The organism is Serratia sp. UGAL515B_01 (assembly GCF_033095805.1).
In the GTDB taxonomy this organism is placed as follows: Bacteria; Pseudomonadota; Gammaproteobacteria; order Enterobacterales; family Enterobacteriaceae; genus Chania.
Map to the genome: position 1 here is coordinate 2394343 of NZ_CP109901.1, position 19950 is coordinate 2414292.

Below are 19950 nucleotides of genomic sequence, written 5' to 3' on the forward strand. Positions count from 1 at the left end.
TTAACACCAGTCAAGAGTAAGGTAGGGTTATGATTTCAGGCATTTTAGTATCACCGGGTTTCGCTTTTGGTAAGGCTCTCCTACTGAAAGAAGACGAGATTGTCATCAACCGGAAAAAAATCTCCGCTGACCTTGTGGAGCAGGAAATTTCACGTTTTCTGGCAGGTCGTGCCAAGGCGTCTGCACAGTTGGAAGTGATCAAGACCAAAGCGGGCGAAACCTTTGGCGAAGAGAAAGAAGCTATCTTCGAAGGCCACATCATGTTGCTGGAAGACGAAGAGCTTGAGCAGGAAATCATAGCCCATATAAAAGACGACTTGGCATCTGCCGATAGCGCAGCTTACACTGTGATTGAAGGTCAGGCTAAAGCGTTAGAAGAGTTGGATGACGAATATTTGAAGGAACGTGCAGCTGACGTGCGTGACATCGGTAAACGTTTGTTGCAAAACATTCTAGGTATGGCGATCGTCGATCTGAGCGCCATCCAAGATGAAGTCATCCTGGTTGCGTCCGACCTGACCCCATCAGAAACAGCACAACTGAATCTGGATAAAGTGCTGGGTTTCATCACCGATTTAGGTGGACGTACGTCTCACACCTCAATCATGGCGCGTTCACTGGAACTCCCCGCTATCGTAGGCACCAGCGACGTAACAAAACAGGTAAAAAATGGTGATTACCTGATCCTTGATGCTGTGAACAACCAGATTCATGTTAATCCAACCCCTGACGTTATCGAGCGGTTGAAAGCGGCTCAAACCCAATACGTCAACGAAAAAAACGAACTGGCCAAACTGAAAGATCTACCAGCAATCACGCTCGACGGACATCAGGTTGAGGTGTGCGCCAACATCGGTACCGTGCGTGACGTAGCCGGTGCAGAGCGCAATGGCGCTGAGGGTGTCGGCCTGTATCGCACCGAATTCCTGTTCATGGACCGAGATTCTCTACCGACCGAAGACGAACAGTTTCAGGCTTATAAAGCCGTTGCGGAAGCCATGGGCTCGCAGGCAGTTATCGTTCGAACTATGGATATCGGCGGTGACAAAGACCTGCCGTACATGAATCTACCAAAAGAAGAAAACCCATTCCTTGGCTGGCGTGCAATCCGTATCGCCATGGACCGTCGGGAAATCCTTCACGCCCAGCTGCGAGCTATTCTGCGGGCCTCTGCGTTTGGCAAACTGCGCATCATGTTCCCAATGATTATCTCGGTTGAAGAAGTGCGCGATCTGAAAGGCGAGTTAGAAACGCTGAAGGCCCAACTGCGTGAAGAAGGCAAAGCCTTTGACGAATCGATCGAAGTAGGCGTAATGGTGGAAACCCCCGCTGCGGCAGTGATTGCTCACCATCTGGCGAAAGAAGTCGACTTCTTTAGTATTGGGACAAACGATCTTACCCAGTATACTCTGGCGGTAGATCGCGGTAACGAGCTGATTTCTCATCTCTACAACCCAATGTCCCCATCGGTACTTAGCCTGATCAAGCAGGTTATTGATGCATCTCATTCGCAAGGCAAGTGGACCGGCATGTGCGGTGAACTGGCTGGCGATGAACGTGCTACACTATTGTTATTGGGCATGGGACTGGATGAATTCAGCATGAGTGCGATTTCAATCCCGCGCATCAAGAAAATTATCCGTAATACCAACTTCGAAGATGTGAAGGCGTTAGCAGTGCAAGCTTTGGAACAACCCACGGCTGAAGATTTGATGAATTGCGTAAATAAATTCATCGAAGAAAAGACTCTCTGCTAAACTCCCACGACACTGGAACGCCGCCCAATTAAATGCTTAGGAGAAGATCATGGGTTTGTTCGATAAACTGAAGTCTCTGGTTTCTGATGACAAAAAAGACACAGGCAGTATCGAGATCGTCGCTCCGCTTTCTGGCGAAATCGTCAATATCGAAGATGTACCAGACGTAGTATTCGCAGAGAAGATCGTTGGCGATGGTATTGCTATCAAACCTTCAGGCAACAAAATGGTTGCTCCGGTTGACGGCACTATCGGCAAAATATTCGAAACCAACCACGCATTTTCTATCGAATCTGACAGTGGTATTGAACTGTTTGTACATTTTGGTATCGACACCGTAGAACTAAAAGGTGAAGGCTTCAAGCGTATCGCTGAAGAAGGCCAACGCGTCAAGAAAGGTGATGTGGTTATTGAGTTCAACCTGGCGTTGCTGGAAGAAAAAGCTAAGTCAACGTTGACTCCGGTCGTTATCTCCAACATGGACGAGATCAAAGAGATGACCAAACTCTCTGGCAGCGTTACCGTTGGCGAAACCCCGATTATCCGCATCAAGAAGTAAGTGTGGTTTGAACATCAAAAACGGCGCTTTATGCGCCGTTTTTATACTTGGTATACGTTGTTTGTTACTCGACTAAAAACGATGAAACCAACAAAACCGCAGTATCCCGTGCCCCAAATCCCCCTGCCATATTGTCGAAAATAACAACGTTAGTTGAATACCCCAGTAGATAAATAACGATCGCCACGATCGCAGATAATCGCCACAATCACACTGCCTGGGTTAACCGCAGCGACACGTAACGCGCCAGCCACAGCACCACCAGAACTGACGCCACAGAAAATACCTTCACGCTGAGCCAATAGCCTCATGGTATGTTCTGCTACCGACTGGGACATATCCAATACCTGATCTACCAGTTCAGGGCGGAAAATACCTGGCAAATAGGCCGGTGACCAACGACGGATCCCTGGAATACTACTGCCTTCAGCAGGCTGTAGCCCAATGATTTTGACTTGCGGATTTTGGCTTTTCAGGTACCCACCCACCCCCGTAATGGTGCCGGTAGTCCCCATGCTGGAAACGAAATGAGTAATACGACCGGCAGTTTGTTGCCAGATTTCCGGACCAGTGGTGGTAAAGTGAGCAAAAGGGTTATCCAGGTTGTTAAACTGGTCTAGTACCTTGCCTCTCCCCTGTTGTTGCAATTCCAACGCCTGATCGCGAGCGCCCTCCATCCCCTGCTCACGGCTGATCAAAATAAGCTCGGCACCATAAGCACGCATCGCGGCCTGACGTTCAGAGCTCATATTCTCCGGCATCAATAGTTTAAGCGTATAGCCCTTCATCGCACAGATCATTGCAAGAGCGATGCCGGTATTACCACTGGTCGCCTCAATTAAGGTATCACCCGGCTTGATTTCGCCACGCAACTCTGCCTGTTGTATCATCGCTAACGCAGCGCGATCTTTTACCGAACCCGCCGGGTTATTGCCTTCCAGTTTGACCCAGACCTCACAGTCCAGTTCGTCATTCATCCGTTGTAGTTTTACTAATGGCGTATTACCGATGCATTGTTCCAAGGTTGTCACGTTCTATTGCCTGTACATAATGTAAAAAAGGCAACCCAAGGAAGGTTGCCTTAAAATGGGAATAATAGACTAGAAACTATCAGGCACTTTTGGCTAACGCAACAGGTTGTAAGCGTTGTTCACCAGCGTAAAGGCGTGCATTGAGGCTACCAACGTAATAACGGCTGCCGCGAACCGGCGCAGCGTTATCCTCTGATAAGATCACACTGATCGGTTCCTGATGCCAACCAATAGGTTGTACGGTCAGCTGCCAGAAATGGCCGCGTGGGCTCACTTCCAACACCTGCACCGGTAATGGGCAACGGGCGCTACTTTCAGTGCTAATCTCCATTTCCCAGGGGCGCAGAAACAGCTCTACGCTGCCCTGATGCATTGGCTGGAATGATAGCGGCCATTGGTGTGCCCCTACAAAAAGCTGCGAACCACGGATTTCACCATTTAGGCGGTTCACTTCCCCCATAAACTCCAGAACAAAGCGAGTCGCTGGCTCGCGCATGATCTCGATAGGTGAACCAACCTGCTCGATATTACCCTGGCTCATCACCACGATACGATCGGCCACTTCCATGGCTTCTTCCTGATCGTGAGTCACGAATACGCTGGTGAACTTCAGCTCTTCATGCAGTTGGCGCAACCAACGGCGTAACTCCTTGCGAACCTGAGCATCCAAGGCTCCAAAGGGCTCATCTAACAGTAGAATTTGTGGTTCAACCGCTAATGCCCGAGCCAAGGCAACACGCTGTTTTTGTCCACCGGAAAGTTGCGAAGGATAGCGATTCGCCAAATGCCCCAATTGGACCATATCGAGTAACTGTTCAACTTTCTGTTTGATTTCGGGGGCGTTGGGCCGCTCGCGGCGTGGCAATACGCTTAGACCAAAAGCAATATTGTCAAATACGGTCATATGACGGAACAAAGCGTAATGTTGGAACACAAAGCCCACCCGGCGATCGCGCGCATGCATACGGCTCACATCCGTACCGTGAAAGCCTAATTTACCCCCGTTCTGGCTTTCCAGTCCGGCAATAATCCGCAGCAACGTCGTTTTACCCGAACCAGATGGCCCGAGTAACGCCACCATTTCGCCGGAAGGAATATCGAGCGAGATATCGTTCAATACCTTGGTACGACCGAAAAATTTGTTGATACCATTAATCTCAATGCTCATTATTTTCCTCCCGCTCAAGACGCACGTTCTGCCGCGCTAGACGCCATTGCAGTCCACTTTTCAGAAATAGGGTCACTATCGCCATCAGAGTAAGCAATGCAGCGGCGGTGAATGCCCCTGCGGTATTATAATCCTGATGCAGTAATTCAACCTGCAGTGGCAAGGTATAGGTTTCTCCGCGAATAGAGCCGGAAACTACCGATACCGCACCAAACTCACCAATTGCACGAGCATTAGTCAACACGACACCGTACAGAAGCGCCCAGCGAATATTGGGTAAGGTAACCCGGCGAAACATCTGCCAGCCTGATGCGCCCAATAATACGGCGGCTTCATCTTCTTGGCTGCCTTGACTCATCATGAGTGGTACCAGTTCACGGACTACAAAAGGACAAGTGACGAACATCGTTACCAAAACCATGCCGGGCCAGGCAAACATGAGTTGGATGTTATGGGTTTCAAGCCAGCCACCAATTGGCCCATTGTTGCCGTAAAACAGCAGATAAAGCAGCCCGGCGACCACTGGCGAAACCGCAAAAGGCATATCGAACAACGTCAGCAACAACTGACGGCCAGGGAAATCAAAACGTGTCACTAGCCAGGCCAACAAAGTACCAAACACCAGATTGACCGGCACGGTGATCAATGCCACCAACACGGTCAACCAGATAGCATGCAGCATGTCCGGGTTAGATAAGTTCTGCCACACAGCCCCTAGACCAGAGGAAAATGCTTCGATAAAAATCATTACCATCGGCACGACCAACAGTAAGAATGAGAACAGAACACCAATAGCAATCAGCGCCCATTTTCCCCAGTTGATACGTGGACGCTCCGCACCGTGAAAGGTGGTCATATCGGCCATCAGTTCCCTCCAATCCTTCGTCCAAAACGGCTTTGCAAGGTATTTATCACAAACAGCAGTAACAGTGATGCCGCCAGGATCACCGAAGCAATCGCACTGGCTGCCGGATAGTCGAACTCCTGTAAACGAACAAAAATCATCAACGAGGTTACTTCTGTTTTCCAAGCAATATTACCGGCAATAAAGATCACTGCGCCAAACTCACCCAAGCTGCGAGTAAACGAAAGTGCCGTACCCGCAATCAGAGCCGGCGCAACTTCCGGCAGTACCACCCGGCGAAAAGTCTGCCAACGTGTTGCCCCGAGTGTCTCGGCAGCTTCTTCATATTCTGGCCCCAATTCTTCCAGAACCGGTTGCACCGTGCGCACCACGAACGGAATACTGGTAAACGCCATAGCCACCGCAATGCCTAACCAGGTGAAAGAGACCTTGATGTCAAATTGGGCTAACCACTGACCATACCAACCGGTAGTTGAAAACAACCCAGCCAACGTCAGCCCAGCCACGGCTGTAGGCAACGCAAATGGCAGATCCATCAGACCATCCAGTAACGTACGGCCTGGGAACGAGTAACGAGTCAGTATCCAGGCCATCAGCATGCCAAATACCGCGTTAAAAATGCTAGCAACACCCGCTGCAAGCAGCGTCACCTGATAAGCGGCTACCACTTGTGGATTGGATATGACTGACCAATATTGTGCCAAATTCATTTGTGCGAGTTGCATCACCAATGCACTGAGCGGTAATAATAAAATCAGGCAGGTATATAGCAGGCTACAGCCCAAACTAAGGGTAAATCCGGGCAAAACACGCTTGCTAGCCAATAAAAACATTACTTATGCCCTGCCGCTAATAGTTGATCCAACTCACCGCCGGTCGCAAAATGTGTACTCATGGCCTGCGGCCAACCACCAAACTGCTCTTCAACTCGGAACAACTTGGTGTCAGGGAACTGGCTTTTCGCCGCTGCCATCGCTTGCGGATTATTGACCCGATAATAGAAGTTAGTGATTATCTGCTGCGCTGCCGGGCTATAGAGGTAGTTCAAGTATTCTTTAGCCACTTGTTCAGTGCCGTTTTTCTCAACGTTTTTATCGACCCAAGCCACCGGGAACTCTGCCAGAATATCGACCGGCGGGACGATCACATCATATTTATCCTCACCATACTGCTTACGAATATTGTTCACTTCAGACTCAAAACTAATCAGTACATCCCCCAGACCACGTTCTACAAAAGTTGTGGTTGCACCGCGCCCTCCGGTATCGAAAACGACAACGTTTTTCAGAAAATGCGTCATAAACTCACGGGTTTTAGCCTCATCGTTACCATTCTCTTGGCTGGCCGCCCCCCAGGCCGCAAGATAGGTATAGCGGCCATTACCGGATGTTTTGGGATTCGGAAATACCAGCTTCACGTCGTCACGAACCAGATCGTTCCAAGTATGGATAGCTTTTGGGTTGTCCTTGCGAACCAGAAACGCCATGGTGGAATAGAAAGGAGAACTATTGTTTGGCAAGCGTTGCTGCCAATCGGCAGCTATAAATTGACCACGATCGTGCAGGATCTGCACATCACTCACCTGGTTATAGGTCACTACATCGGCACGCAAACCTTGAAGGATGGCGAGAGCTTGTTTAGACGAGCCTGCGTGAGATTGTTTAATGGTCAGTTTATCATTCGGATGCTGCTGATCCCAAAGCTGTTGAAAACCAGGATTCAACGCACTGAATAATTCACGGGAGACATCATAAGAGCTATTGAGCAATTCCGTTGCAGAAACGGTGCCACTAGCTAATAACATTGCTGCTAGCCAGCCTTTAAGAATACGATTTCTAACCAGGATATGTTTCATTCTGCACCTTATTATTATCACTCAGCCAAACAGCCAGGCTAGCGCCTTAACAGTGACCAGTGTATTTATAACTTGATGCAGAACTGTAACGCTTTTATATACCATTTAGTGATTTTCAAGCATCAAATGCTATAAGGTAGGAGGGAGGCGACATCAGAGCCAGTATCACTGGCCCCGAGTTGCGGCATTATCCCCTATAACTGGCAGCCATAGCCCCCGATGACAAACGTTGGAAGCCTTCTCTCAGCCCCTTGGCAAGGGCCATTAAGGGCAAGGTTGTATTATTCGCCGTTTATTTAGTCTACTAAACCTCGCGACTCATTTAGAAGACACACTCCGGTATCAAAGTGACAGCAAACGTGTCAATGAAGGGGCGAAGTAGTAACTCCCGGTAACTGCACGGCTGAAACGCAAAATGGCATCATGTTTACCATCAAGTTCACCAAACATGCTTAACAACTGTTTTTCGAGGTTGTGCAAACGTGCGCAGTAGGCAATAAAATAAAGGCCATGTTTTCCGCTGACGCTCCCGTAAGGCAGACTCTGACGCAAAATTTTCAGTCCATTACCCTCTTCTTTCAGATCAACACGGCTGACATGCGAAGTCTCTGGTCGTTGTTCAGGAGGAAGTTCTTCACTATCATGTTTAGTGCGGCCAATGATCTGCTCCTGTTGCTCGGTGGTGAAACGTTGCCATTGGCGCAAATTGTGCTCGTAACGCTGCACCAGTACATAACTCCCCCCCTCGTCTTCTTCACCTTCGCCGATCACCGCAACCAACGGTCGCTGTTCCCCTTGTGGATTTTCAGTCCCATCAATAAAACCGCTGAGATCGCGTTCTTCCACCCAGCGAAAACCATGTGTCTCTTCTTCGATACGGATGGTATTGCCAAACGCAGCCAGCGCAGCCTGCGCCAGTGAGAAATTGACGTCGTGTCGCAGTGATTGAATATGAATCAGCACATCACGTTGGGTAGCAGGTGCCAGGCCTTTACCCAGCGGCGTAAAAGGTTTCAATTCTTTGGCACCTTGACCGTGGGAAAGGTCATGCCAGACGTCGGCACCAAAAGCAATCACTGCGCCTAAGCGAGCATCTGGAAATTGCTGTTGTAGATCGGCAAGCTTTTCACAAAACTGCTTGCACCCCTGACGCAACCCAGCAAATTCGCCCTGTACGATGGCTTCCAAAAAAATACCGAACCGGCAGTGTTCCAGCAGAATACCGCTCTGAACCTGTATCATGTTGTTATCCTCATTACCTTAATCGGGTAACAGGTTAAGCAGTGGCTTTCCTGTTATAAACGCGCATTATCATAGCGTATGAGAAGAAAATGACCTTGCAAGAACGCAAAGGTAAAAGGGGTCGCAGAGAAAACCGGGCACAACGCAAAACGCATGCCCGAAACAGAGATTACTGTGCTTTGGCATACCAGATGATTTTACTCACCGTCCAACCTTGCAACGTATCGTCTGGCGGTATGATGTCCTGTGGGCCTGCCCATTTTCCGTTGAAGATATAGCTAACATGGCGGCTCTGTGGAGCCACGCATTCCACATGCCCGGCATCATCACCCTCCGTCAACTTGCAGGCTCCATAAGCTTTACTGAATAAATCACTGAACGGCGTGCCTAGATTACTGCCCCATTCGGTGGCCACCTTAGCATCCAACACCTCAACACGCTGAACATAACCCTTAGGTTCCCCCGAGATCACCAGCTTCACATCACTGTCGCGCATTGCCTGGTAGTAAGAAATAATCTGGCCCTTGCTGGTCGCCATCCCGCTGCGCATACGATAGTTGTTATGCAGCCCTTCGCCGATCGCCGTTTCTACCATCGGGGTTTCCGCATTGATACCACCAACCCCTTTGGCACTTACCTGCACACTTTTGCCGAACCAGTTAAAGGGCGATAAGCTGGACCAAGAGAAATTCGATATGGTCGAGCACCCTGTCAGTAGCAACGGTAGCCCTAATAACAGCGGGCGAATATTCATTTATAACTCCTTAAGTTCAAAATGGTTAGCATGCCTCTAGGCGGTGTCATTAATTGCCAACTTGGAGTCCATACATTAGAAAAAGTGCCATTCGTCCAGGCAATTAATCCCGATCTTCCGGCAACATAAAACAGGCTTTCAGACGTTGGTTGAGTAGCAAATATCTCAGAGCCAGTGCATCCAGCATTACCAATATGATATCGACGGGAGGCTCGTTGCTGTCCTGATGCCATAGCGTGTAAAGTGAAACCAATAATGCTACCCCAAGGGACATTGCCAGCCCCCAACGCCAAAACCGCCACAGGCGTGGCCAATGCTGCCGACGGCCACAAATAAGAAAGGCCAGCGAAGCGGGAAGCCCCAGTAAAATACCGTACCAAAAACGTAGGGTATCGGGGTAAAACAGTTGCAACAAACCGGCACCCTGTGCGCGAGATGCCCCCGCTATTACAAACAGTATCCAGGTACGGGCCTGCAGAATTAACACCGCCCAAAACCACAGCGGCAAACGCAGTAAACCATGTTGATCATAATCGTCCGGTGAAAACCGGTGTGCAGATGCCTTCAAAAACTATTCCTTGCTCATACTATATATAGGTGGCAGCCTCTGCCCCAAAATTGTACGCGGCGCCGTTGGCAATTCAGGAGCATAGCCTGGTCAGAGATGGAGACGATTCTCCCGGTTTTCAATCTTCTGCTTAACTTAAGATGTTCTTAAGAACTTTATGTTTTAATTCCGTTATGTCTTAACTTACCCAGTAAATCCTACATCGCTGTCAGTTTGAACCATACTGGACGCGAAGGAATTGTTTTTATCCATCGATAAGGAATATTCAGATGAAAAAAATAGCTTTAGTAACACTGCTTGCGCTGTGCAGTACGGCGGTTTTCGCCCAGCAAGGCGGCTTCGTCGATAACAACGCACCGCAAGCACAGCAACAAGGCGGGTTTTCCGGCCCAAGTGCAACACTGACCACCGTGGATAAGGTTAAATCCATGGGCGATGATACTTGGGTAATGTTGCAAGGCAACATCGAACAGCGTGTCGGCGATGAACTCTATACCTTCCGTGATGCTACCGGTACGATCACGGTAGAGATCGATCAAAAGCGTTGGAACGGTCTGAGCGTCGGCCCAAAAGACAAGGTACAGATAGAAGGGAAAGTAGATAAAGAGTGGAGCAATGTGGAAATCGATGTAAAAAACATTAAAAAAGTAAACTAACTGATTGTCTAGGCGGTGAAAACGGCCGCCTGAACCCTTTAGCAGCGCTTTATTTACGCTTCAGGCAGACGAAAGTGATGCATAATACCGCCTCTGCATCACTCACGTTTATCAGGCTATTTAGTATTCCTGATCTTCGATCAAGCGTTTACCCAGGCTTGTCATTCCCTGTATTTCATAGCCAAGTTTTTCATACATTTCGATAACGGCGTCGTTATCTTCACGCACCATAAACTGAATTTTAGGGCAACCTCGAGCAATCAACTTTTTCTCAAGCCGGCTAATCAATGCATTGGCGATACCACGCCCCCGGTAGTCAGGGTGAACACCGAGATAATAGGCCGAACCACGATGCCCATCGTAGCCCCCCATCACGGAACCCACGACTTCGCCCCCTACTTCAGCAACTAAAAATAAGTCCAGATCGTGATTCAGTTTCCGTTCAATATCCATTTCAGGATCGTTCCATGGCCGCAGTAGGTCACAACGCTCCCACAAGGTAATGACCTCTTCAAAGTCGTCTTGTCTAAATATGCGAATTTCCATTCATGTTCGCCAATGTTCTTTTAATAGGATTATGTGATTATCACGGGATTATTCCGTTACGCAATATCAAACTGTCATTTATACCCGTTGCCTTTCAAGCTGTAGGGTAGTAGCTACCTGATTCGAGGCTGCCGCTAGCCGCATCAAATCTATTTGAAATCACATCGTTGTGATTTCCCTTCAGGCCGCCGATTTCCATACTGTATTGAGTGATGAAGTAATAAATAGCAATATTTATCACGTCGATTAATCGCGTTCTATACGTTATAACCAGAAAAGTAAGCTTATTGTGTGGAAAACGTATGTAATGAACAAAAAGAGTCAATCTTTTCTCAATTTCCTCCCCTTCACTGCGTCAACAACACGCCGTCAGTTTTTAACGTCAGCAATAGCGCTCACCTTGCTAGCGGGGAAAATGCCAAAAGCCCTTGCCGCCCACCACGGCAATATGTTGCATAGCCCACACGATAAGCTAGCACCGAAAACCAGCGGCAGTAAGAGATTAGTGATGATCGACCCCGGTCACGGAGGTATAGATTCCGGTGCCGTTGGGCACGAAGGCTCGCAGGAAAAACACGTAGTACTGGAAATCGCTAACCACGTGCGCCGTTTTTTACACCAGCACAACCATGTGGAAGCTCGTCTAACACGGGAAAAGGATGAGTTTATTCCGCTGTTCCAGCGAGTAGAGATCGCCCACCACCATCAGGCAGATCTGTTTATTTCGATTCATGCCGACGGTTTTACCCGCCCAGAAGCTACGGGGGCTTCGGTCTTTGCTCTCTCCAATCGCGGTGCCAGTAGCACCATGGCACGTTACCTTTCCAAACGAGAAAATGCCGCCGACCAGATAGCGGGCAGCAAATACAAACACCAGGACAACTACCTGCAACAGGTGCTATTTGATTTGGTACAAACCGACACCATCAATAACAGCCTGACGCTTGGTCGCCATGTACTGGGGCAAATCCGCCCAGTACATCATCTGCACAGTGAATATACCGAACAGGCTGCATTTGCAGTATTGAAATCCCCTTCTATTCCTTCAGTGCTGATTGAATCGGCGTTTATTACCAATCCCCATGAAGAACGCTTGCTGGGTACGACGGCTTTTCGCGAAAAAATCGCACGCGCCATTGCCGACGGCGTGATCGATTTTCTCCATTATTACGATGCACACCAACGAAAACCACGCTAATCCTGCTATTTGCCGGGTGAAACATATATACTTGTTGCCCTGTTCAGTCATATGTTGTGAATAAACCGTATGAGTTTCCCCTCCATTGCTGCAGTAAAATCCTTTTTGCTGGCGCTGCAAGATCACATTTGTGACCAATTGATGCTAGCCGACGGCGGAGCAAGTTTTAACGAAGATCGCTGGACGCGTGAAGAAGGGGGTGGAGGCCGCAGTCGGGTGCTTACCCAGGGTGCCGTGTTCGAGCAGGCAGGGGTGAATTTCTCCCACGTTTCCGGCAGTACGCTTCCCGCTTCTGCTACCGCACATCGCCCCGAGCTGGTCGGTCGCAGTTTCCAAGCCATGGGGGTTTCCTTGGTGATCCATCCTCTCAACCCCTACATTCCTACCAGTCATGCTAACGTGCGGTTCTTTATTGCCGAAAAGCCGGGGGAGGAACCTGTGTGGTGGTTTGGTGGTGGATTCGATCTGACACCGTTTTATGGTTTTGAGGAAGACGCCATACACTGGCATCACACAGCACATCAACTTTGTGAACCGTTTGGTAACGATATTTACCCCAAATACAAGAAATGGTGCGACGATTATTTCTTTATCAAACACCGCAACGAAGCACGCGGCATAGGGGGACTATTTTTTGACGATCTGAATACTCCCGATTTTGATACCTGTTTTGCCTTTACCCGCGCGGTTGGCGAAGGCTTCTTGGATGCTTATCTACCTATCGTGGAGAAACGCCGGGCACTACCCTGGAGCGATCGCCAACGCCAGTTCCAATTATACCGCCGTGGCCGTTACGTAGAGTTTAATCTGGTCTGGGACCGCGGTACCTTGTTCGGCCTGCAGACCGGTGGCCGCACCGAATCCATTCTGATGTCGATGCCCCCACTGGTTCGTTGGGAATACAACTATCAGCCTGATGAAAACAGCCATGAAGCAGCGCTGTACCGTGATTTTCTTCCCGTACGCGACTGGTTACAGGAGCAAAAATAATGCAGATTTGGGTAGATGCAGACGCCTGTCCGAACGTGATTAAAGAAGTGCTGTTCCGTGCCGCCGAGCGTACCTCCATACCCGTAACGTTAGTTGCCAATCAGCCGCTGCGTACGCCACCGTCTAAGTTTATTCGCACGTTGCAGGTCGCCGCAGGTTTTGATGTGGCAGACAATGAAATTGTGCATCGTTGTCAACCCAACGATCTGGTGATCACCGCTGATATTCCTCTGGCCGCAGAAGTGATAGAAAAAGGCGCCATTGCACTCAATCCGCGCGGTGAGCGTTACACGCCAGACACTATTCGTGAACGCCTGAATATGCGTGACTTTATGGATACCCTACGTTCCAGCGGGATACAGACCGGTGGGCCAAACACGCTTAACCAACGCGACCGTCAGCAGTTCGCCAATGAATTAGATAAATGGTTGCAACAGGCGAAACAAGCCACTTAATGGCCCATCGTATCATTGCGATACTTGCGTTGATTTCAAGTAGGATTAGGGGTATAAAGTTAGCCATTTAGACGTCTACATAGATAGAATGTTATGCAATCGGCTGCTCCCTCTGAAGGTCAATTCAAACGCACCATGAAAGCACGGCACTTGGTAATGCTGTCGTTAGGCGGCGTGATCGGCACCGGGCTATTTTTCAACACTGGCTATATTATTTCCACCACCGGAGCGCTGGGCACCCTGTTAGCCTATTTAATCGGCGCGTTGGTGGTGTATCTGGTGATGTTATGTCTGGGTGAGCTTGCTGTCGCTATGCCAGAAACCGGGGCTTTTCACGTCTATGCAGCGCGTTATCTTGGCCCTGCAACCGGCTATACTGTGGCCTGGCTGTATTGGCTGACCTGGACCGTTGCGCTAGGCTCCAGCCTAACCGCTGCCGGTTTCTGCATGCAATACTGGTTTCCACAATCCCCAGTATGGCTGTGGTGCCTGATTTTCTGCCTGACCATTTTCCTGCTGAATGTCGTGACCAGCCGATTCTTTGCCGAAAGCGAATTCTGGTTTTCCCTGATCAAGGTCATCACTATCCTGGCATTTATTGTCTTGGGGGGATGTGCCATATTTGGCCTGATACCGATGAAGGACGGCACACCCGCCCCTTTCCTGCATAATCTTATGGCATCGGGCTGGTTGCCAAATGGCACACTGCCAATCCTGATGACCATGGTAGCCGTCAATTTTGCCTTTTCTGGAACCGAACTGATCGGCATTGCAGCAGGCGAAACCAAAAATCCTGAGAAGGTCGTGCCTTTAGCCATCCGTACCACAGTGGTCCGCCTGATGCTGTTCTTCATTGGCACGGTCTTTGTGCTTGCTGCTCTCATCCCAATGGAACAGGCCGGGGTGGTCAAAAGTCCTTTTGTGTTGGTATTTGAACGTATCGGGGTTCCTTACGCCGCCGATATTTTCAATTTCGTGATCCTAACGGCTATTCTCTCAGCTGCTAACTCAGGACTTTACGCTTCGGGACGCATGCTATGGTCACTGGCAAATCAAGGCACGCTACCGATTTATTTTTCCCGCATAAACGCACGCGGTATCCCAATTAATGCACTGACGTTCAGTATGCTCGGTGGCGTGTTGGCTCTGCTGACCAGCGTGATTGCTCCCGACACGGTATTTGTGGCACTGTCCGCTATTTCCGGCTTTGCGGTTGTTGCCGTCTGGCTAAGTATCTGTGCTGCGCATTACGCCTTCCGCCGCCGATATCTATGCAGCGGTCAACCCATCACAGGGCTGAAATACCGTGCTCCAGGTTACCCGTTGACGCCAATCGTCGGTTTTGTCCTGTGTTTACTGGCCTGTATTGGCCTGGCGTTCGATCCTGAACAACGCATTGCGTTGTACTGTGGCCTGCCATTTATTGCGATTTGTTATCTAGCCTATTACTTAACCCGCAGCGTCGGGGAGAGAAAACCACTGAATACTGGAGAAAAGCATGTCGGTTAATAATCCCCTAATCCCACTACTGGCTGATAATCGCACCTTGATCTTAGACGGCGCATTAGCTACCGAACTGGAAGCTCGCGGTTGCGATCTCACCGACCCGCTATGGTCGGCAAAAGTACTGATTGAAAACCCACAGTTAATTTATCAGGTACATCTGGATTACTTCTCAGCTGGTGCCCAATGCGCCATTACCGCCAGCTATCAAGCAACGCCACAAGGTTTTCTAGCCCGTGGCCTGGATGAGCAACAATCATTAACCCTGATCGCCAAGAGTGTACAACTGGCGCAACAGGCACGTAGCGATTATCTGGCTCTACACCCGCAAACATCACCTTTGTTAGTCGCAGGTTCTGTTGGGCCTTATGGGGCCTATCTGGCTGACGGCTCCGAGTATCGCGGTGATTATCACTTGCCACAAGAAGAGATGATGGCTTTCCATCGCCCACGAATTAATGCGCTAGCCAAGGCCGGGGTTGACCTGTTGGCATGCGAAACGCTGCCTTCTTTTGCGGAGTTGCTTGCTCTGCTGGCGCTATTAAAAGAATTTCCGACGTTGGGTGCCTGGTTCTCTTTCACGCTGCGAGATAGTCAACATCTGAGTGACGGTACACCACTGAAAAACGTGGTGACCGTGTTGGAAGCCAACCCGCAAGCATTAGCCATCGGGATCAACTGCATTGCCTTGGAAAACGTAGCCTCTGCCTTGCAGCACTTCGCTACGCTGAGTAAGAAACCGTTACTGGTTTACCCTAATTCTGGTGAGCAGTACGATCCGGTGAGTAAAACCTGGCATCAATGTGACAATCAACAGGGCCATCTGGTTGGTCAGATTGCAGGGTGGCAAAGTACAGGTGCCCGATTAATCGGTGGTTGCTGCCGCACCACACCGGCTGACATTCGAGCCATTGTCGAACATTGCAAGGCATAAAATATCCCAACCGTTTGTAGCGTCAGAATCAAAAGTAAGCAAAAAAAGCCCCCTTCGGACACGGTTGCTGGGGGCTTTTTCATACCGTTATTTAGAGTGGCTGAGTCTGTGCTTCTACCACCGCCAGAGCCACCATATTGACAATGCGACGCACCGAAGCGATCGGCGTCAGAATGTGTACTGGTTTGGCTACCCCCATCAATACCGGTCCGACTGTTACCCCTTCAGAACATGAGACGCGCAGCAGGTTGTAACTGATACGTGCTGCTTCCACGTTCGGCATGATCAGCACGTTGGCAGCCCCTTTCAGCGGACTGTCCGGCATCAGATCATGACGGATGCTTTCCACTAGCGCAGCGTCGCCGTGCATTTCACCGTCGATCTCCAGATTCGGAGCCATCTGATTTACCAGCTCCAGCGTTCTGCGCATCTTGTTCGCCGACGCACCGTTGGATGATCCAAAGCTTGAGTGCGACAACAGCGCTACTTTAGGTTCAATACCAAAGCGGCGTACCGTTTCCGCCGCCATGAGCGTAATTTCTGCCAGTTGCTCCGGAGTCGGGTCGTCATTAACGTAAGTATCCGCAATAAATGTATTGCCGCTAGGCAGCAATAAAGCATTCATTGCGCCAGCAACGTTCGATCCTTCGCGGAAACCAAACACTTTTTCGACCACCTCATAATGTTCATGGTAGCTACCGATAGTGCCACAGATCATGGCGTCGGCTTCCCCACGGTGCAACATGATGGCAGCGACTAGCGTTGGGTTGCCGATCACCGCACGGCGGGCCTGTTCCTGTGAAACGCCACGACGCTTCATAATCTGGTAATACTCACCCCAGTATTCCTTGAAACGCGGATCAGATTGGTTATTCACCACTTCAAAATCTTTGCCCGGTGTCAATTGCAGGCCTAGTTTCTTCAAACGCATTTCGATCACGTTCGGACGCCCAACCAAAATCGGGTAAGCCAACCCTTGTGATACCATTTCCTGCGTGGCATGCAGTACACGCTCTTCTTCACCCTCAGCCATCACTACGCGCTTCATCTCTTTCTTGGCCTGCGAGAAGATCGGTTTCATGAACAGGTTGGTTGTGTAGACGAACTCTGTCAGTTTCTCAACGTAAGCATCGAGGTCTTCGATTGGACGCAGCGCTACGCCGGAATCCATAGCGGCCTTGGCCACCGCAGGCGCAATTTTAACAATCAGACGTGGATCGAAGGGTTTAGGAATGATGTATTCTGGGCCAAAGGAGAGATCCTGATCGCCATATGCCGAAGCAACTACATCACTCTGCTCTGCCAACGCCAGATCGGCAATCGCATGTACGCAAGCCAGCTTCATTTCTTCGTTAATGGTCGTTGCCCCAACATCCAGTGCACCACGGAAAATGAATGGGAAGCAGAGAACGTTGTTCACCTGGTTTGGGAAATCGGAACGCCCGGTACAAATGATCGCATCCGGGCGTACTGCTTTGGCCAACGGTGGCAGGATTTCTGGTTCTGGATTGGCAAGCGCCATGATCAACGGATCTCGCGCCATGGTTTTCACCATATCCTGCGTCAATACGCCTGGGCCTGAGCATCCCAGGAAAATATCGGCATTTGGGATAGCATCCCCTAACGTACGCTGGCCATTATCCGCGATAGCATACGCCGCTTTGGTTTCCTCCATTTGGGCGTCACGACCTTTGTAGATAACGCCCTTGGAATCACAAACGGTAATGTTATGCTTGCCCAAGCCCAGTGCGACCAACAGGTTAAGGCAGGCAATAGAAGCAGCACCCGCCCCAGAAACCACCAGACGAACGTCAGAGATATTCTTTTTCACCACTCGCAGGCCGTTCAGCACCGCGGCGGTCGTAATAATGGCTGTCCCGTGCTGATCGTCATGGAATACCGGAATATTCATACGTTCGCGCAATTTTTTCTCAATATAGAAACACTCTGGCGCCTTGATATCTTCGAGGTTGATACCGCCGAAAGTCGGTTCCAGCGCCGCAATCACGTCAATCAGTTTGTCAGGATCATGCTCATCAACTTCGATATCGAACACGTCAATACCGGAAAACTTCTTAAACAGAACACCTTTGCCTTCCATCACCGGTTTACCGGCTAGTGCCCCTATATTACCCAGCCCCAACACGGCCGTACCGTTGGAGATCACCGCAACCAAGTTACCTTTTGCCGTATATTTATAGGCAGCCAGAGGGTCGGCAGCAATTTCCAGACAGGGCGCTGCCACACCCGGCGAATAGGCCAAAGCCAGATCGCGCTGGGTTGCCAACGGTTTGGTTGGTGACACTTGTATCTTCCCTGGGACAGGAAACTGATGGAAATCAAGAGCACTCTGTTTGAGCTGTTCGTCCATTATGGATTCCTTTGCTTTTCTGCTTTTATGTTGAGGTAAGGCTATACCCTAGATAATTCGAAATATGGCGGTAAATAACGCCAAACTAGTATAGTGGGGGAATAATCACAAACTTTGAAGCGCGCCATAACCTTGAGCGAAATTTGCAGATGCCCCCTTAAACAAAGCTGGACAGAACAAAAAATCGTCAGCTGTCAGTTGCTGTACCACATTTCTTTGCTGCAAAAACCGATATTTCAGACAAAAACCAGCGTGTCACCCAAACCGCGTTAAATCTGTTCCTGACCGATTTTTCGCTCAGTTGCCCTCTAGCTGCAGTTTGAATACACTTCCGAATAGTGTTTATTGATGTTACCAATTGTAATAATCAAGAAAGGATCATTTCATTTATTGAACATTTGGTGCAGTGTAATCCCTATGATGAAAATTGTTCTCATTTACTTGTAATGACGTTGGGCAAGGAGCTTACAAATGAACCAATTAGACGCACTCAAACAGCTAACCGTCGTGGTAGCAGACAGCGGTGATATTGAGTCAATACGCCAGTTCGAACCGCAAGACGCCACGACCAATCCGTCCTTGATCCTAAAAGCAGCCGCGCTGCCTCAATACAGACCTCTAATTGCTGAAGCACTGAACTACGCACGCCAGCAGGGCGGTAGCAAAGAAACTCAACTGATTAACGCCTGTGACAAATTGGCAGTGAATATCGGTGTAGAAATCCTGAAAAGCGTTCCAGGGCGTATTTCCACTGAAGTGGATGCCCGTATGTCCTTCGATCGCGGTATGTGTGTAGCAAAAGCGCGTAAGCTGATCGGGATGTATAAAGCACAAGGGATCGATAAATCCCGTATTTTGATCAAACTGGCAGCAACCTGGGAAGGCATCAAGGCCGCTGAAGAATTGGAAAGAGAAGGTATTAATACCAATCTGACGCTGCTGTTCTCTTTTGCTCAGGCTCGAGCCTGTGCCGAAGCGAGTGTCTTCCTGATCTCTCCATTCGTTGGCCGGATCTATGATTGGTATCAGGCAAAGCAACCGATGACTGACTACGATGCAGAGCAGGACCCAGGTGTGAAATCTGTTCGCGCCATTTATGAATACTACAAACAGCATCGTTACCAAACCGTGATCATGGGTGCCAGCTTCCGTAAAGTAGAGCAGATCCTGGCGCTAGCAGGTTGTGACCGTTTGACGATCGCTCCGAATCTACTGGAACAACTCAAACAAAATCAACAACCGGTTGAGCGTAAACTCACACCGTCAACCGAAGCGTTTTACCAACCGGCACCGCTGGCTGAAGCAGAGTTCCGCTGGCTGCATAATCAGGATGCTATGGCAGTAGAAAAGCTGGCCGAAGGTATCCGTCTGTTTGCCGTCGACCAGCAAAAACTGGAAGACATGCTGGCAGCTGAGCTGTAATTCCGGACGGTTTCCCGCTCCCCTACGTTGAGTTTACGGCCCTCTGACGAGGGCTTTTTGCTAAAGACAATCGGCA

Annotated in this window: 19 protein-coding genes; 9 read left to right on the plus strand and 10 right to left on the minus strand. The window is 49.6% G+C overall.

Translation table 11 applies throughout. From position 1 onward, the window contains the following. The first annotated feature begins 29 nt into the window (after positions 1-29). A complete protein-coding gene (ptsI, locus tag OK023_RS10760) occupies positions 30-1757 on the plus strand; it encodes a phosphoenolpyruvate-protein phosphotransferase PtsI (protein WP_317692723.1) in 1728 nt (575 codons plus the stop codon). A gap of 49 nt (positions 1758-1806) precedes the next feature. Further along, a complete protein-coding gene (gene crr, locus OK023_RS10765) occupies positions 1807-2316 on the plus strand; it encodes a PTS glucose transporter subunit IIA (protein ID WP_317692724.1) in 510 nt (169 codons plus the stop codon). A gap of 149 nt (positions 2317-2465) precedes the next feature. On the opposite strand, the gene cysM is transcribed toward crr, so the two are convergent. The 8 genes from cysM to OK023_RS10805 form a co-directional block, all read right to left on the minus strand. Continuing rightward, on the minus strand, positions 2466-3347 hold the full coding sequence (cysM, locus tag OK023_RS10770; RefSeq protein ID WP_317692725.1) for a cysteine synthase CysM: 882 nt from the start codon (positions 3345-3347) through the stop codon (positions 2466-2468). Positions 3348-3426: 79 nt separating this feature from the next. Next, positions 3427-4515, minus strand: a complete 1089-nt coding sequence (gene cysA, locus OK023_RS10775; protein WP_317692726.1) for a sulfate/thiosulfate ABC transporter ATP-binding protein CysA — start codon at positions 4513-4515, stop codon at positions 3427-3429. Beyond that, positions 4505-5380, minus strand: coding sequence for a sulfate/thiosulfate ABC transporter permease CysW (cysW, locus tag OK023_RS10780; RefSeq protein WP_317692727.1), 876 nt, complete (start codon positions 5378-5380; stop codon positions 4505-4507). The genes cysA and cysW overlap by 11 nt, the downstream gene beginning before the upstream one ends. Next, positions 5380-6213, minus strand: coding sequence for a sulfate/thiosulfate ABC transporter permease CysT (gene cysT / locus OK023_RS10785; RefSeq protein WP_317692728.1), 834 nt, complete (start codon positions 6211-6213; stop codon positions 5380-5382). Before cysT ends, cysW begins: the two co-directional genes overlap by 1 nt. Then, positions 6213-7235 carry a sulfate ABC transporter substrate-binding protein gene (locus OK023_RS10790; protein ID WP_317692729.1) on the minus strand — a complete coding sequence of 341 codons (1023 nt, stop codon included), beginning with the start codon at positions 7233-7235 and terminating at the stop codon, positions 6213-6215. Before OK023_RS10790 ends, cysT begins: the two co-directional genes overlap by 1 nt. A gap of 342 nt (positions 7236-7577) precedes the next feature. Continuing rightward, positions 7578-8477, minus strand: a complete 900-nt coding sequence (locus OK023_RS10795; RefSeq protein WP_317692730.1) for a Dyp-type peroxidase — start codon at positions 8475-8477, stop codon at positions 7578-7580. A gap of 169 nt (positions 8478-8646) precedes the next feature. Further along, positions 8647-9231, minus strand: coding sequence for an RpoE-regulated lipoprotein (locus tag OK023_RS10800; RefSeq protein WP_317692731.1), 585 nt, complete (start codon positions 9229-9231; stop codon positions 8647-8649). A gap of 103 nt (positions 9232-9334) precedes the next feature. Continuing rightward, a complete protein-coding gene (locus OK023_RS10805; protein WP_317692732.1) occupies positions 9335-9799 on the minus strand; it encodes a DUF2919 domain-containing protein in 465 nt (154 codons plus the stop codon). 269 nt (positions 9800-10068) lie between these two features. Between OK023_RS10805 and OK023_RS10810 the strand changes: the two genes are divergently transcribed. Continuing rightward, a complete protein-coding gene (locus OK023_RS10810; RefSeq protein ID WP_317692733.1) occupies positions 10069-10455 on the plus strand; it encodes a YgiW/YdeI family stress tolerance OB fold protein in 387 nt (128 codons plus the stop codon). A 120-nt stretch (positions 10456-10575) separates the two neighbouring features. Here the strand turns inward: OK023_RS10810 and OK023_RS10815 are convergent, their stop codons facing one another. Next, the gene (locus tag OK023_RS10815; protein ID WP_317692734.1) at positions 10576-11001 is read right to left on the minus strand and encodes a GNAT family acetyltransferase; all 426 of its coding nucleotides are present in this window, start codon (positions 10999-11001) and stop codon (positions 10576-10578) included. A gap of 307 nt (positions 11002-11308) precedes the next feature. Here OK023_RS10815 and amiA point away from each other — a divergent pair, with 307 nt between their 5' ends. From amiA to mmuM, 5 genes are all read left to right on the plus strand, one after another. Then, a complete protein-coding gene (gene amiA / locus OK023_RS10820) occupies positions 11309-12199 on the plus strand; it encodes an N-acetylmuramoyl-L-alanine amidase AmiA (protein ID WP_317692735.1) in 891 nt (296 codons plus the stop codon). Positions 12200-12268: 69 nt separating this feature from the next. Continuing rightward, positions 12269-13189 (plus strand): oxygen-dependent coproporphyrinogen oxidase, encoded by a 921-nt coding sequence (gene hemF, locus OK023_RS10825; RefSeq protein WP_317692736.1) that lies wholly within the window; start codon positions 12269-12271, stop codon positions 13187-13189. Beyond that, positions 13189-13644: a YaiI/YqxD family protein gene (locus tag OK023_RS10830; protein ID WP_317692737.1), complete on the plus strand. Its 456-nt coding sequence runs from the start codon at positions 13189-13191 to the stop codon at positions 13642-13644. Before hemF ends, OK023_RS10830 begins: the two co-directional genes overlap by 1 nt. Positions 13645-13737: 93 nt before the next feature. Continuing rightward, positions 13738-15153, plus strand: coding sequence for an S-methylmethionine permease (mmuP, locus tag OK023_RS10835; RefSeq protein ID WP_317692738.1), 1416 nt, complete (start codon positions 13738-13740; stop codon positions 15151-15153). Next, entirely contained in the window at positions 15143-16081 is a 939-nt protein-coding gene (gene mmuM / locus OK023_RS10840) for a homocysteine S-methyltransferase (RefSeq protein WP_317692739.1), read from the plus strand. Before mmuP ends, mmuM begins: the two co-directional genes overlap by 11 nt. A gap of 91 nt (positions 16082-16172) precedes the next feature. Here the strand turns inward: mmuM and maeB are convergent, their stop codons facing one another. Further along, positions 16173-18452 carry an NADP-dependent oxaloacetate-decarboxylating malate dehydrogenase gene (maeB, locus tag OK023_RS10845; RefSeq protein WP_317692740.1) on the minus strand — a complete coding sequence of 760 codons (2280 nt, stop codon included), beginning with the start codon at positions 18450-18452 and terminating at the stop codon, positions 16173-16175. A 471-nt stretch (positions 18453-18923) separates the two neighbouring features. Here maeB and tal point away from each other — a divergent pair, with 471 nt between their 5' ends. Further along, positions 18924-19874 carry a transaldolase gene (tal, locus tag OK023_RS10850; RefSeq protein WP_317692741.1) on the plus strand — a complete coding sequence of 317 codons (951 nt, stop codon included), beginning with the start codon at positions 18924-18926 and terminating at the stop codon, positions 19872-19874. The last annotated feature ends 76 nt before the right edge of the window (positions 19875-19950 follow it).

Excerpts from the sequence above, each read along its gene's own strand:
- OK023_RS10830 (WP_317692737.1), top strand. The coding sequence starts at position 13,189 with ATGCAGATTTGGGTAGATGCAGACGCCTGTCCGAACGTGATTAAAGAA.
- OK023_RS10810 (WP_317692733.1), top strand. The coding sequence starts at position 10,069 with ATGAAAAAAATAGCTTTAGTAACACTGCTTGCGCTGTGCAGTACGGCG.
- tal (WP_317692741.1), top strand. The coding sequence starts at position 18,924 with ATGAACCAATTAGACGCACTCAAACAGCTAACCGTCGTGGTAGCAGAC.
- mmuM (WP_317692739.1), top strand. The coding sequence starts at position 15,143 with ATGTCGGTTAATAATCCCCTAATCCCACTACTGGCTGATAATCGCACC.
- maeB (WP_317692740.1), bottom strand. The coding sequence starts at position 18,452 with ATGGACGAACAGCTCAAACAGAGTGCTCTTGATTTCCATCAGTTTCCT.
- ptsI (WP_317692723.1), top strand. The coding sequence starts at position 30 with ATGATTTCAGGCATTTTAGTATCACCGGGTTTCGCTTTTGGTAAGGCT.
- amiA (WP_317692735.1), top strand. The coding sequence starts at position 11,309 with ATGAACAAAAAGAGTCAATCTTTTCTCAATTTCCTCCCCTTCACTGCG.
- OK023_RS10795 (WP_317692730.1), bottom strand. The coding sequence starts at position 8,477 with ATGATACAGGTTCAGAGCGGTATTCTGCTGGAACACTGCCGGTTCGGT.
- cysW (WP_317692727.1), bottom strand. The coding sequence starts at position 5,380 with ATGGCCGATATGACCACCTTTCACGGTGCGGAGCGTCCACGTATCAAC.
- OK023_RS10815 (WP_317692734.1), bottom strand. The coding sequence starts at position 11,001 with ATGGAAATTCGCATATTTAGACAAGACGACTTTGAAGAGGTCATTACC.
- cysT (WP_317692728.1), bottom strand. The coding sequence starts at position 6,213 with ATGTTTTTATTGGCTAGCAAGCGTGTTTTGCCCGGATTTACCCTTAGT.
- hemF (WP_317692736.1), top strand. The coding sequence starts at position 12,269 with ATGAGTTTCCCCTCCATTGCTGCAGTAAAATCCTTTTTGCTGGCGCTG.
- OK023_RS10790 (WP_317692729.1), bottom strand. The coding sequence starts at position 7,235 with ATGAAACATATCCTGGTTAGAAATCGTATTCTTAAAGGCTGGCTAGCA.
- crr (WP_317692724.1), top strand. The coding sequence starts at position 1,807 with ATGGGTTTGTTCGATAAACTGAAGTCTCTGGTTTCTGATGACAAAAAA.
- OK023_RS10800 (WP_317692731.1), bottom strand. The coding sequence starts at position 9,231 with ATGAATATTCGCCCGCTGTTATTAGGGCTACCGTTGCTACTGACAGGG.
- cysA (WP_317692726.1), bottom strand. The coding sequence starts at position 4,515 with ATGAGCATTGAGATTAATGGTATCAACAAATTTTTCGGTCGTACCAAG.
- mmuP (WP_317692738.1), top strand. The coding sequence starts at position 13,738 with ATGCAATCGGCTGCTCCCTCTGAAGGTCAATTCAAACGCACCATGAAA.